Source organism: Colwellia sp. BRX10-4 (assembly GCF_014077465.1).
Taxonomy (GTDB): domain Bacteria; phylum Pseudomonadota; class Gammaproteobacteria; order Enterobacterales; family Alteromonadaceae; genus Colwellia_A.
In genome coordinates, this window is the sequence record NZ_JACGVZ010000008.1 from 18337 (window position 1) to 32434 (window position 14098).

Sequence of the window (14098 nt, forward strand, 5' to 3'; positions counted from 1 at the left end):
TTTTTCAAGATGTATACTATGCTAAAATCCTCATTAGTTTAGTTAATTATTATTCAGCAGTTTTTGGAAAATTAAGAATTAATTTAGCACCACCAGTATAGGTTTTATCTAGAGATAGATAACCTCGCTGCTTGCGGGCAAAATCACCACATAAGCTTAAACCTAAGCCATGACCTGATTCACCTTGAGTACCGCGCTGACTAGCAACACAATCAATAAAGAGTTGGTCTTGTATATCTTGAGGAACACCTTCACCGGTGTCTGTTATAACCAGTTTAACCTGGCCATCACTAGATTTAGCTTCAATGTCGATACTGCCATGTTCTGGCGTATATTTAATGGCGTTTGCTAATAAATTACGAATAATAGTTTTTGTTAAATTAACGTCCGCCATCACAGTAGTATTTTCATTGATGTCGAGTTTAATACTGATTTTTTTTAAATTGAAACTTTCTGCCATCAAGTCGAGCGTTTCTGTTATCAGAGGCTTTAACGCGGTCGTTTTTAATTCAGCATGAACCGCGCCTAACTGATTACGCGACCATTGAAGAATTTCGTCTAGTAGCTGATAAAAAGTCAGTGATGACTCTAAAATGCCATCAGCCATTTCAGCAATAAGCTCAGGCTCAAGGGTGTCTGCATTTTCATGCAAAATTTTTGATAACCCTAAAATACCATTAAAAGGAGAGCGTAAATCATGAGACAAAATGGCAAATGTTTTTTCTTGATCTGCTTGCATTCGCTCTAACTGACGGTTACGCAGCCTTAGTTCTAATTGGCTAACCACTTGTTTTGCTAGTGTATTTAATGCTAATTGTTGTTTTTCATCCAGTTTATGGGGAACTGTATCAATAACACATAAGGTACCGATAGGCATGCCGTTTGTACTGACCAGAGGTGTTCCCGCATAAAAACGAATATCTGGAGCACCTGTTACCAACGGGTTATCGACAAAGCGTTCATCCGCTAAGGTATCAGGTACTTCAAAGATGTCATCTTGTAAAATAGCATGTGAACAAAAAGCGATATCCCTTGGCGTTTCCTGAGTATTAAGACCTACTCGAGATTTAAACCACTGGCGGTCTTTGTCGACAAGAGAGATGAGAGAAATAGAAGTACCACAAATGGCGCTAGCCAACTGTGTAAGTTCATCGAGCACCTTTTCATCTTCAGTGTCTAATACTTCATATCTGAGTAATTCATCAATACGTTGTAATTCTTCGGGGTGCAGATCAGCACTTATCATAATACGCAAATCCTTAGGGTGCGTTAACTACGTTAATAGGAAAAACAGAAAATTACATTCAACTATATTCCAATGACTATAGCGTATTTTACAATTTTAAGTTCTGATATGTAACAGTTTAAACAAAAACCAATCACATTTGTCGCTGTGTCACTAAATCCAGCCATCAATATAATTAAAATAATGTCTCTACAATTAGAGGGCAGAAGAATCAATTACTACTGTATTTGAGCCTAAAGACTCTATACAAGTCTTTAAATATTCTGTGGTTTTTTACAGCTGGGTGCGTTACTAGCCTTATAATAAGCTTGGGACTTAGGCAAATGTTCTGTTAACTGATTAATACGGGTTTCATTTGATGGGTGTGTTGACATAAATTCTAGTGGTGAACCGTTTGAAAGTTTAGCCATGTTTTGCCACAAACTTATAGCTGCCGATGGTTCAAATCCTGATTTTGCCATTAAGTCTTGTCCAACTATATCAGCTTCACTTTCATGGGTACGTCCATAGGGCATTAATATACCGTATTGTAACCCTAAGCCTAAACCAGACATCCACAAGTTGCGGTTTTCAACATTTCCAACGGATAGGGCCGTATCGACAACAGCCATACCTGTTTGAGAAATTTTACTAGATGACATCCTTTCATTAGAATGATGTTCAATAACATGCCCAACTTCATGACCAATAATTGCCCCAAGTTGATTTTGATTTTCGGCAACTTTTAAAATCCCCGTATAAACACCAATCTTACCGCCGGGTAAAGCAAATGCATTGACTTGTTCAGAGTCAAAAACAACGACTTCCCACTCTCCTTTATGAGCAGATTTAGGCACGTTTTTAGTGATTGCTTTCGCGACACATTGTACGTAATTATTTACCGCAATATCACTGCTGATTTTTTCTTCATTTGTTCAAACGAACTAGCACCCATTTTATTGAGATCTGAACTTGAGAAAAGCGTTATTTGATTACGTCCAGTTGAAGATTTTGCACAGTTTGCTAAAACAATAAACGCAGCAAGTGTTAATAAGAGGGTAGCTTTATTATTCACGATATTTCCTTACGTGAAATTTTCAAATGAAATCTAACAGGTACTCTAAGGAATGTTGGCAAACAATTCGACTGTTAAAATAAAATTTATTGATAATATTTATTAGAACTTGCAAGTCCCGCAACAAGCGTGACAAAATTATTAATAATTATCATTTTTTAGAATTTATATGAAATATCGGTTAACACCAGCACTATTCAATAATATTGCCATTACTTGTTCTTCATATCGCTGGAAATTACTAGCGTGGAGCGGTTTCTCGTTTGCACTATTTTTTATGTTAAGTAAGCAAATTGAGCAAAGCACCCCTATTGTCTTGGTGTGGTTCGCTATATTTATTTTATTTGCGGCTTTACAAACCTTAGTGGTAGCCAGTTTTATTTTCTTCTTTGTGACTTTACAATCAAATAAACAAGAGAATAAACCGTGGCGAAAGTTTTATTCAACAATCGAATGGTGTGAGGCCATTATTTTTACCGTTATTTTACCTTTACCTATGCTGTTATTTGTTTACGCATTGATTGTTATTTAACCGGCTATTTATTATTTAACGCCTAGAAATCAGTAATAACCTTATTTATGTTTTGCAAGCAAGGTTACCAGCTCGTCTTCGGTCAATATGTCTACCCCTAGGTCTTGCGCTTTCGTTAGCTTTGACCCAGCCTTTTCGCCAGCGACTAAAAAGTCAGTTTTTACTGAGATACTACCTGATACTTTAGCGCCCAGTGCTTGTAATTCTGCTTTAGCTTCGTTGCGCCCCATTTGTGTCAAGGTGCCGGTTAAGACAAATATTTTATCTTTCAAGGGCTGTTGTTCTGCAGATTTTACTTCAATATCTGACCATGACATAATACTTTCAAGCTCACTGACTACTTCAATGTTATGGTCTTGCTGAAAAAATTGCGTAATATTTTTAGCAACTACTGCCCCAACATCAGGCACTTTTTGCAAAAGTTCTTCATTAGCCACTTTAATTGCAGCGAAGTTAAGAAAATAATTGGCTAAATTGGTCGCAGTGGTTTCACCTACTTCGCGAATACCGAGTGCATAAATAAATTTAGGCAATGTAGTAGTTCTTGCTTTTACTAGACCTGAAATTAAATTATCTGCCGATTTTTTACCCATACGAGCCATGGTACTCACGTCTAATTCCGTTAGCTTAAATAAGTCAGCAGGGGTTTTAATCAAGTTTTCGTCGACTAATTGCTCAACTAATTTATCCCCTAAACCATCTATATCGAGGGCTTTTCGTGACGAAAAATGTTTAATCGCTTCTTTACGTTGTGCGCCACAATATAAGCCCCCCGTACAACGTAATACGGCTTCACCTTCAGCCTTAACCACAGCAGAATCACATACTGGACAGGTTATAGGAAAAAAGATGTCACGAGAGTTTTCAGGACGCTTTTGCAATTGAACACTGACAATTTGTGGAATGACGTCACCCGCTCTTCTGATCGTGACAAAATCATTAATTTTGATACCTAAGCGCTCAATCTCATCCTGATTATGTAAGGTCGCATTGCTGACGGTTACACCACCAACAAAAATAGGATTTAAACGCGCAACCGGAGTAATAGCCCCGGTTCGGCCTACTTGAAAGTCAACATCCAGTAATTGTGTTGTCTCTTCCTGTGCCGGAAATTTATAAGCAGTTGCCCAGCGCGGTGCTCGTGCAACAAAGCCTAATTTTTTTTGCAGGGCTATATCATCAACTTTAAAAACGGTGCCATCTATTTCATAGCTTAAATTGTCACGTTCTTGCATGATATATTGATAAAAGCTGGCGACTTCTGACGAGTCACTCAGTAACTTAACTTCTGGGCACATAGGTAAACCCAATGTTTTTAACTGGCAAAGACGTTGATAGTGTGAATTTTCTAACCACTGTTCGCCTAATGTTTGGCTTGATGCTTGTTCAACATAACCAATACCATAGACATAAAAAGCTAAGTTGCGTTTAGCGGCTATTTTTGAGTCTAATTGGCGTAAACTACCTGCAGCTGCGTTTCTTGGGTTTGCGAAAATCTTTTCCCCTTTTTTAAGCGCACTAGCATTTAAGGCATTAAAGCTGGCTTTGGGCATAAAAACTTCGCCGCGAACCTCTAATATATCAGGGTATTTATCACCGGTTAATTTTAAAGGTATCGATTTGATCGTGCGAACATTTACCGTGATATTTTCACCCACAGCGCCATCCCCGCGCGTAGCTGCTTGCACTAAAACACCATTTTCGTAGCGTAAACTCACCGCTAAACCATCAAGTTTTGGCTCGGCACAGTATTTAATAGTTTCTTTTGAAAGCAAACGGTCTTTTACACGCTTAGCAAAAGCTTGCCATTCATTACCAGAAAATACATTATCAAGGGATAGCATCGGTACTTGGTGTGTCACTTGACTAAAAGATTTTAACGCTTGCCCACCGACTTTTTGACTCGGTGAATCAAGTAATTTTAATTCTGGGTCTGCTGTTTCAATTGAAATAAGTTCTCGCATTAAGCGATCATATTCTGCATCAGGAACACTGGGTTCATCTAGGTCGTAATATTGATGATTTAATTGATTGATAAGTTGATGAAGCTCTTGTACTCGAGTCGTATTAGCAGGTGATGACATAAGAATGAATTACTTTTGAAAGAGTTTAAATTACAGGTTAATCAATAAATTAACCTGTCAGAGTTTGTTTGATTTTAAGATGAGGCAATTAGATTTCTTCGCGTAAATTCGCGAATTTTACCCACGTAATGTTGTTCTGTTTGTTTGGTCATAACATTACGTTTGTCATCTAATAATTGACCATTAAATTCTAAAGCGAGTTGCTTTGCTGCGTTAAGCATTTGCTCAAAGACGACGGAAGCATCGCCCGCATTAGGTAACATCATAAAAAGGCTAATACCTTGTGTAGTAAAGCTTTCCATATTGTCGAGATCAAATGTGCCTGGTTTCATGATGTTTGCTAAACTAAAAGTAACTTTACCATTTCCAGCATTATCTTGATGGCGGTGAAAGATGTTCATCTCTCCGTATTTCATACCTAATGTTAATAATGTCGGTAAAAGTGCGGCACCTGACATTTGCTGTTTTTCAGACATAACCACTGAAATAATCAGTACATCAGGTTCAACTTCCACTTTTTTATGCTGAGGGATTATCGATTCTTTTTTGGCCGCGCTTTTACTTTCCTTGCTTTCTCTGCCAAAATTTATCTCTATTTGGTCTCGCTTAACAGGCGCTTTTTCAGTAAAACGCGCCGACGTTTTTAAGGGTTGTTTAGCTGATGTTATCGGTGTTTGATAAACAGGTGTTTCAATTTTCTCAATAACAGCCACTTCTTTGGCGGTAACCGAGCCAAATAATGATACATCGTGATCACGTAAGTCAGCACTGTTGTTATCTTTTTTAGCAGAAGTTTCATCAAAAGAAGACATATCCCCCAAACTTGGTTCATCATCTTCGGCACTAAATTCGCGATATGATGAAGCTTGTTCTTCATATTCAGCTGTCGATGGCATAGGCATCTCTTCATCATATGATTGACCACCAAGTGAGTTTTCAACGACTCTTGGCTTACTAACACCATCTTGATCAAAGCCTGAGCCATCAAAACCTCGGTTATTAGGCTCAACTTTTTCAGCCTTTGCTTTAAGCTTATAAGGGTTTTTATTTTTTCTTATGGTCCAAAAACCATGAACAAATATTGCCGTGATCACCACAGCACTGATAACAATCAATGCAGTTCTGAAATTATATTCCATCGGATAGCCTTTTATTATTCTATTTTCAGCTTGGTTTAGCTTTACTTAATTTTGTACTTATTCTAATTCAGCCATAGCGATTGCTTCATCAATATCTACAGCTACCATTTTTGATACGCCCGGTTCAAACATAGTAACACCGGTTAACTGACTCGCCATTTCCATCGCTATTTTATTATGGCTGATATAAATAAACTGTACAGTTTGCGACATCTCTCGCACCAAGTTACAAAAACGACTAACGTTAGCATCATCAAGAGGCGCATCGACTTCATCAAGCATACAAAATGGTGCAGGATTTAACCTAAAAATTGCGAACACTAATGATAATGCGGTCAGCGCTTTTTCGCCACCAGATAATAAGTGAATCGTGCTATTTTTTTTACCTGGCGGTCTAGCCATAATAGTAACACCCGTTTCAAGCATATCATCATCTGTTAAGGCTAAATAGGCACTACCACCACCAAAAACCTTAGGAAATAATGCTTTAAGATCACTATTAATTTTTTCAAAGGTATTTTTAAATTTGTGACGGCTTTCTTTATCTATCTTAGCAATAGCTAATTCTAACGTATTAATCGCTTGGATTAAATCTTCATCTTGTTGATCAAGATAGGTCTTTCGCTCAAATTGTATTTGATATTCATTAATTGCTGCAAGATTTATTGCCCCTAAACGATTAATATCTTTACCTAAATTAACAATATGAGCCTGCCATAAAGGCTCTTTTGCCTGATCTGGCATAGCGGTTTGCACCGCCAATAAATTCTGTTGCATTTCATTAAGTTGCTCGAGTGCCGCATCAGCACGTAAACGATAACTTTCTGCAGTTAAATGAACAGCATTAATTTGCTCTTTCTTACTGTTAATATTTCTAGTGAGTTGCTGAACTTTTGATTCTGCATCACTAATCAGTGTTTTAGAGTCTGTTGTATCGTGCTGTATCTTTGCTATTTTTTCATTAAGTTCCGCAACGTCGATTAGCCATGCTTGTAACTTTTGCTCATCAACTTGCAACGGCGATGCACACTCTTCAACGATTTCTTGATGCATGCGTTGTTGTTTGGTGAGTTGTTGAATACTTTCTTGCGCACGAACCAATGATAATTGGCCTTGAGTTTGCTCATGATTCAATTTTTCAATCATTAACGCTTGCTGATGTTTTTGTTGATGAAACCTTTGGGTACTTTCTTGACTGTCTTGAATTTTTCTTTGTAAACTCTCTTGTGCACTGCTGATATGCATAAGCTGTTCGGCATCATGCTTTGGTAGTTTTGTAAGCGCATCTTCTTGTACTGATAATAATTTTTTGTTTTGGCTCAGTAAACTTTCTAGCGTTGTTAGCTCTTGTTGATAAAGGCTGCTTTGTTTATCGCGTTGCTCTGAGGCTTGTTTAGCCAAAGCAATTTTTTGCTGTAAAGCCTGAACTTGATAAGTAGATTGTTCGATTGCCGTTTTAAGTATCTTAGCGTCACTCACAAGTTGTTCTTTGCTTTTTATCAGCTGACTTTCTTTATCCTGGCATGCTTGAATACTAAATGTTAACTCAGTCACTTTTTCTGAGGTCTGGCTGATATTATCCGTTAACTGTAGCAAGGCATCAAAATTTTCAGCGCTTCCTTTTCGCAGAAAATACCGACTTAACCAAGTACTATCTTTGCAAATGACTGACTGGTGATCAGCAAGCGTTAACATTATCTGTTGCGCTTGTTGGTAATCTTGGGCAATAAAAATATTATTTAGCAAGGCCGTTATTGCCGGTAAACCTTTAACTTTTTCAGCCAAGGTACCGCTTGTTGCTTTCACTGAACGAGTCGCACTAGTCTTGTTTATTTGTTGATCTAGCACTAAAAATAGTGGTTCAATGGTGACTTCTGTGGGGAAATATTCAACCAACTCGCCTTGTAACCAATGATGTAGCACTAATTCGACACTTGCCTGCCAGGTTGTTTCTACGGTTAATAATTGAAAAACAGCGCCAAGCACTTTTTGCCCGCGCACACTTAACCATTCTTTTTGTTTAATGCGCCAACCTGCTTGTTGATTTTGTTGTATCAGTAACTGCTGTAAATAAAGCTTTAATGCTGCTATTTCACCACTGTACTGTGCTTGCTGCTTCGAGGCTAGGCTGATTTGGGTAACAAGTACGAGTTGCTTTGATTCATTATCTTTATATTGTTTTAGTAAAGATTGCTGGTGTTTTTCTTGCTTAAGTAGCTTGTTGCTAAGCTCAACAGTACTCTCGACATTTTCGCTGATACTCTCTTTGGTTAAACTGACTAATAAATGTGTTAATGATTGTTGGCGCTGCTGCTGCTGACTTATCTGCTCACTTAACTGAGAGATTCGCTGATTAACACTCAGCTGTTGATCATTTGTATCTTGGTGTTGGCGCTGTAAAGCTTGCCATTGCTTATGCTCATTTCGCTGCTGTTCAATATAGCCTTCTAACTGAATTTGACTCTCAAGCAGTTGCTGCTCTATGAGTTCAAGTTCAGGTACGTGTTCTGTTATTTTTAAAGTGCTTTTTTGGAGCTGTTCTTGCTCGGCTAGTACCAATTGTTGTGCATTAATCAGCTGTTGCTGGGTAACACTGTTATCGTGTTGAGCTTTCTGTTTTTGTTGCTTTAAATGTTTGATGTTTTGTTCTGCACGAGCAATATCATTACTTAATAGTAATTTTTGTTGATGGAGCTCACCGCTAGACTCTCCGCCTATGGTCACTTTTTGTTTCGCATCAAACAATTGGATATCGATTTTTTTCTGTTCAACAATCAAAGCTTCTATTTCTGTTTGATATTGACTTACTTGTTGTTTTTGCTCGTTAGCTTGTTGATCAAATTTTTGCCATTTTAAAACAGTCAACTCAGCTCTATATTTACGCTCTCTAGTTTTTAACGTTTTAAAACGTTTAGCGGCTTCTGCCTGTTGATGCAGTTTATCAATTTGTAAACCAAGCTCAACACGTATATCGTTTAAGCGTTCAAGGTTTTCACGCGTATGTCTGATCCTATTTTCAGTGTCTCTGCGGCGTTCTTTATATTTAGAAATACCCGCAGCTTCTTCAATAAAAACACGTAACTCTTGCGGCTTAGATTCAATAAGTTTTGAGATAGTACCTTGCTCAATAATCGCATAACTGCGAGGACCAAGACCGGTACCCAGGAAAATATCGGTGATATCTCGACGGCGGCATTTACTACCGTTTAAATAATATGTATTTTGGCTATCACGATTTATAACGCGTCGAATAGAAACTTGATTACGATCGGCCATGTTGCCTTGTATGCGACCATCAATATTATCGAATAACAATTCAACAGATGCTTGTCCGACCGGCTTGCGTGTTGCTGCGCCATTAAAAATGACATCGGTCATAGCATCACCACGCAAATTTTTCGCTGAACTTTCACCAAGTACCCAACGAACAGCGTCAATGATATTCGATTTTCCACAACCGTTTGGCCCAACAATAGCTGTCATTCTTTGTTCAAATGGCACTTTGGTCGGGTCAACAAACGATTTAAAACCAGCAAGTTTTATATGCTTTAAACGCATAAAACACAGAAACCTTTTATTGTTATACTTTGATAATACTCGGCAGTAAAATTTTATCAGAGTTATCTATATTTTGTAACATGAAACATCTGTTCAATTTATCAATTTATTTTATAATCACAGTTAAAACAGCATGTAAGGATAAAAATCAGCCAATGAATACAATTATTAATCAACCGTTAGCTAACAGTGGTGCTGGATATTTTATTAAGGGCTTTGAATTAATCAGAGAAAAAGGTATTCGCCGTTTTGTATTTATACCCCTAGTGGTTAATTTAGTCTTATTTAGTGTCGCCTTTTATGGTCTATTTTTAGAACTTGATACCTATATGACCATGCTCGATAACTGGCTTCCTGGTTGGCTGTCTTGGTTAAGTGCTTTCTTATGGCCAGTCGCTTTATTATTTTTGTTAGTGATGTTTTCTTTTATATTTAGTTCAGTCGCCAACTGGATTGCCGCACCTTTTAATGGTTTGCTATCAGAAAAGATGGAATTATTACTCTGTGGTAAAACAATACCACCCGCTTCAATCCTAGATGTTATAAAAGATGTACCTCGCACGTTATCAAGAGAATGGTGTAAATTACGTTATTATTTACCGCGCGCTATTGGTTTTTTTATTCTTTATTGGATACTGCCAGTTATAGGACAAATATTTTGGTTTTTATTTTTAGCTTGGATGATGGCCGTTCAATATAAAGACTATCCATTTGATAATCATAAAATTGACTTTAATGAAATGCGTTACGCACTCAAACAAAAGCAAGGATTAAGTTATAGCTTTGGTATCACAACGGCAGTATTTTCAATGATCCCTATTATTAATCTAGTGGTCATGCCTGTCGCTATATGTGGTGCAACCGCGCTATGGGTTGATCATTACAGAAATGACTTTGTTGATACCTAATGAACTTTCGAGATGATTTTGTTGACCGTTCATGTTAATTAATTATTAATCAGTTAGTTAGCGTTATTTATACGATTAGGTACTTATTACCGCTATTATAATTTGTTATTTAAACAATACCTTATATCGCGGTAATGATTAGATTATTAACAATATTCTTGATAATTACCTAGCAACACACTAGATTTAGCTAAGCCCGTTAAAGGATCAAATATTATGTTTAACCTAAGTACCGTAAATTTATCAAGTCGATTAGCTTGTTCCTTCAGAACATTATTAGTCGCTTTTATGTTGATAAACGTCAACTTTGCTATTGCAGAAGAAACAGCAATGGTGACCATAGCGGCCATGAGTGATGCGCGAGTTTTTGCTGAATTTACCGATGAGACACCTGCAGTTATCAACTATTTTACAAAAAGTACTGAAGAGGAAGTTATCCAGTTTTATCTAAAAGAATATGGGCAAGCGTTAAGCCAAAAAAGAAAACGTGGCCGTTTAACAGTAAACTTTAACCAAAAACAACATAGCATCAGAGTTGTTATTTCACAGCAAAACCAGCTACGACAAGTTGATGTGATCGTTGAAGAAAGCAGCAATAAATAATATAAACATCACAAATCACATAAAAAACGCCACGTTAATAAATGTTAACATGGCGTTTTTATTTTGTCATTTTAGTTGAATGTTATTTAGCTTTTAAGACATCGTCAATAGTGCCTTGCGCTAAACCATGATAACCAGGGCGCGCTTTTTCATAGACATTAAGTGCCCAAGCTTTACCTGCAGGTGTCTCAGCTAACGCTTTATAAAGCGGTACTATTAACTTACGACGACCGATAGCAATGAGATATTTTGACATCGCAGGGTAAACAGTATCGTAACCGGTTCTTAAGGCTAATAAGTACCAAGCATGCGCAATTTCAGCATTAGTACTAGCGGTAAGGTTAAACGCTTTATCGAGTGCACTCATCCGCTCAGTCGGTAATGTTACCGGCAAGTTATTTATAAAATGCAGCCATTCATGCAAGGTCCATGCTTTAGTTGGTAATTGCTCTAACGTTATTTTATCACTTAACAGACTATTAATTTGACTATCGATAGTGGTAAATGCACTTGATGTAGGCTGCGGCGCGTAACTAGGTAATCCTTGTTCATAAATCCATTCATTAACTTCTTTATCGCTGACAATATTTGGATATTTATCAGTAAGATTCTTTTTCAAATAAATAACAAAATTGGCAGTACCTAAGCTTTCAAAGGCATGGCTGTTGAAGTAATCTAAAATAAAAGTATCAAATTTATCTCGACCAAACTTAGCCTCTAAAAACATTAAAAACAACTGACCTTTGACATAGGGAACACCTGAGAATGCGTCATCAGGGTCACGCCCTTTAAGGTCGATATAAAGCTGAGTATCACCCGGCGCTAATTCAGCAATTTCATAATTTAAACTTTGTGCACCAAGCGCTTGTTCCATAACGGCTCGGTCTTCACCAAATACCGCTTCCATAATACGATTTTCAACATAACTGGTAAAACCTTCGTTTAACCATAAGTCACGCCAACTTTCATTAGTCACTAAGTTACCCGACCAAGAATGAGCGAGTTCATGAGCAATTAAATTGACTAAGCTTTTATCACCAGCAATAACTGTTGGGGTAATAAAAGACAAACGTGGGTTTTCCATACCACCAAAAGGAAAACTAGGCGGTAATATCAGTAAGTCATAGCGCCCCCAACGATAAGGACCAAAGATTTTTTCTGACTCATCAATCATCGCTTGTGTATCGTCAAACTCACTAACCGCTGCCTCTAAAATGCTGGCTTCAGCATAAATCCCCGTTTGCTTACTCATCACTTTAAATTCTAAATCGCCGACACTAATTGCAATTAAATAAGCAGGGATTGCTTGCGGCATACTAAAAAAATAATCGCCGTCACGAGTGGTATTAGGTTCGTTATTAGCACTCATTACCGCTAATAAATTATCAGGCGTAGTAATACGAGCATTATAAGTTGCGCGAACACTAGGTGTGTCTTGCACCGGGATCCATGAACGTGCGTGAATCGCTTGATTTTGACTAAATAAGAAAGGATGCTTTTTACCTGCTGTTTGTTCAGCTGACAACCATTGCAAACCTGACGCTTTTTCAGTTGATTGGTAATAAACACGAATTTTTTGTGCTTTAAAAGTATTGTTTATGGTGAGTTTTGAACCTAACACATTATCACGATTAGCAAGGGTGAAACTTACCCCACGCCATTGTCCTGCTTCAGTTTGAGCCATAACGCGGTCAATGATTAAATCTCGGGTATCGAGAATAATAGGCTGCGAAGTTTTACTTAACCACTCTAACGATAATTCTGCAAAACCAGCGAGTGATTTTTCATCAAAATTAACCGCTAGATCTAAATAGATATGGGTTGTTTTTACTTGGTCGTAATTAGCATAGGTGTATGCATCATTGGTTTTTGCCAAACTTGTAAAGCTCGATAAAACCAATAGTGCAAATAAAGACTTAAACAATGGTCGCATTATGGAAGATCCAATAAAAAAATAGGTTGATAGGTTAAGATAACCAACAAGCCTATTCAACTGATTCTTTATAAAATAATTTTTTTGCAGTACATTCGTCTTTACGGTTGTTCCATTCTAATAACAACACGTCTGTTTTGTGCACGACCAATAACGGTATTGTTGGCAGCAATGTGACGTTTTTCGCCATAACCTTTTGCTTCAATTCGACTAGGGTCAATACCATTTTTAACAAAATGCTCACGAATCGTGTTTGCTCGGCGGTTCGATATTTTCAAGTTATCGTTTCTGCCACCATAACTGTCAGTATAACCGTCAATAAGCACCAACTCTAAGTTTTGATCTAAAGTAAGGTACTCTGCGATCATCGATAAACGCTTTTTAGATGATTTAGTTAAGCTTTCACCACCAAATTGATAATTTAATACTGTGTAAGAAATGTCATCAAAATTGTAATTAAGTAAGTTACTGACACAACCAATAAATTCTTGATAGGCACGATTAAATTTTGCCGTTGATATACCAACAGATATAAGGTCGTTGTCGCTATACCAATCGTTATAGTAAAACGTTGGGTTCATGCCCTGCTCTAATTCATTAAGCATATTCCAAGCAACCTTTTTCGGTAGACTTGGCGCAAACTGCTTATGAAGTTTCATATTGGCAATAGTTCGACCATTTTTTCCAGGGCGCCAATTAGGCGCAACAGAACGAACTTCTGCTAATGAATAAGTATCGGGTAAACGCATCATATCGAGTTCAAATTCCATATTCATTTTACGGCTTGCCGTACTATAGAATTTTGCTTCACCATAATTAGGTATTTGGTGTGATAAAGTGCACTCTAGCCTAGAGTTATTAGTTAACTGCCAATTAGCGTGTTCTAAGTCAGCACCATACTGACGAATACCAGCATTAGCTTGGCTAACAAATACGCATAATAATAATGTGATGATAGTTTTTTTCATAAAATATTTATCTTTTATCTTGCCACTTATCTGTTATCGACCCAATATTCTATAACTTTAGCAGTTATCAGCA

Annotated in this window: 9 protein-coding genes and 1 pseudogene; 3 read left to right on the plus strand and 7 right to left on the minus strand. The window is 37.3% G+C overall.

What is annotated here, in order from left to right; genetic code table 11:
* Positions 1-49: 49 nt before the first annotated feature.
* Positions 50-1246 (minus strand): GAF domain-containing sensor histidine kinase, encoded by a 1197-nt coding sequence (locus H4J67_RS08480; RefSeq protein ID WP_182175750.1) that lies wholly within the window; start codon positions 1244-1246, stop codon positions 50-52.
* Between the two features lie 254 nt (positions 1247-1500).
* Positions 1501-2300, minus strand: a pseudogene (locus H4J67_RS08485) (M48 family metallopeptidase).
* 169 nt (positions 2301-2469) lie between these two features.
* Here H4J67_RS08485 and H4J67_RS08490 point away from each other — a divergent pair.
* Positions 2470-2832 (plus strand): hypothetical protein, encoded by a 363-nt coding sequence (locus H4J67_RS08490; protein WP_182175749.1) that lies wholly within the window; start codon positions 2470-2472, stop codon positions 2830-2832.
* A gap of 41 nt (positions 2833-2873) precedes the next feature.
* On the opposite strand, the gene ligA is transcribed toward H4J67_RS08490, so the two are convergent.
* The 3 genes from ligA to smc form a co-directional block, all read right to left on the minus strand.
* Positions 2874-4916 carry an NAD-dependent DNA ligase LigA gene (gene ligA, locus H4J67_RS08495; protein WP_182175748.1) on the minus strand — a complete coding sequence of 681 codons (2043 nt, stop codon included), beginning with the start codon at positions 4914-4916 and terminating at the stop codon, positions 2874-2876.
* Between the two features lie 74 nt (positions 4917-4990).
* A complete protein-coding gene (zipA, locus tag H4J67_RS08500) occupies positions 4991-6055 on the minus strand; it encodes a cell division protein ZipA (protein WP_182175747.1) in 1065 nt (354 codons plus the stop codon).
* Between the two features lie 57 nt (positions 6056-6112).
* Positions 6113-9613, minus strand: coding sequence for a chromosome segregation protein SMC (gene smc, locus H4J67_RS08505; RefSeq protein ID WP_182175746.1), 3501 nt, complete (start codon positions 9611-9613; stop codon positions 6113-6115).
* Between the two features lie 155 nt (positions 9614-9768).
* On the opposite strand from smc, the gene cysZ reads away from it, so the two are divergent.
* Together cysZ and H4J67_RS08515 are read left to right on the plus strand one after the other, a co-directional pair.
* Positions 9769-10521 carry a sulfate transporter CysZ gene (gene cysZ, locus H4J67_RS08510; RefSeq protein WP_182175745.1) on the plus strand — a complete coding sequence of 251 codons (753 nt, stop codon included), beginning with the start codon at positions 9769-9771 and terminating at the stop codon, positions 10519-10521.
* 216 nt (positions 10522-10737) lie between these two features.
* Positions 10738-11124, plus strand: a complete 387-nt coding sequence (locus H4J67_RS08515; RefSeq protein WP_182175744.1) for a hypothetical protein — start codon at positions 10738-10740, stop codon at positions 11122-11124.
* 82 nt (positions 11125-11206) lie between these two features.
* Here H4J67_RS08515 and H4J67_RS08520 read toward each other — a convergent pair whose 3' ends face one another.
* Together H4J67_RS08520 and H4J67_RS08525 are read right to left on the minus strand one after the other, a co-directional pair.
* On the minus strand, positions 11207-13057 hold the full coding sequence (locus H4J67_RS08520) for a M1 family metallopeptidase (RefSeq protein ID WP_182175743.1): 1851 nt from the start codon (positions 13055-13057) through the stop codon (positions 11207-11209).
* 101 nt (positions 13058-13158) lie between these two features.
* On the minus strand, positions 13159-14025 hold the full coding sequence (locus tag H4J67_RS08525; RefSeq protein WP_182175742.1) for an OmpA family protein: 867 nt from the start codon (positions 14023-14025) through the stop codon (positions 13159-13161).
* Between the last annotated feature and the right edge of the window lie 73 nt (positions 14026-14098).

Bases quoted from the DNA above. Each gene is read 5' to 3' on its own strand.
- H4J67_RS08480 (WP_182175750.1), bottom strand. From the start codon at position 1,246: ATGATAAGTGCTGATCTGCACCCCGAAGAATTACAACGTATTGATGAA.
- H4J67_RS08490 (WP_182175749.1), top strand. From the start codon at position 2,470: ATGAAATATCGGTTAACACCAGCACTATTCAATAATATTGCCATTACT.
- ligA (WP_182175748.1), bottom strand. From the start codon at position 4,916: ATGTCATCACCTGCTAATACGACTCGAGTACAAGAGCTTCATCAACTT.
- zipA (WP_182175747.1), bottom strand. From the start codon at position 6,055: ATGGAATATAATTTCAGAACTGCATTGATTGTTATCAGTGCTGTGGTG.
- smc (WP_182175746.1), bottom strand. From the start codon at position 9,613: ATGCGTTTAAAGCATATAAAACTTGCTGGTTTTAAATCGTTTGTTGAC.
- cysZ (WP_182175745.1), top strand. From the start codon at position 9,769: ATGAATACAATTATTAATCAACCGTTAGCTAACAGTGGTGCTGGATAT.
- H4J67_RS08515 (WP_182175744.1), top strand. From the start codon at position 10,738: ATGTTTAACCTAAGTACCGTAAATTTATCAAGTCGATTAGCTTGTTCC.
- H4J67_RS08520 (WP_182175743.1), bottom strand. From the start codon at position 13,057: ATGCGACCATTGTTTAAGTCTTTATTTGCACTATTGGTTTTATCGAGC.
- H4J67_RS08525 (WP_182175742.1), bottom strand. From the start codon at position 14,025: ATGAAAAAAACTATCATCACATTATTATTATGCGTATTTGTTAGCCAA.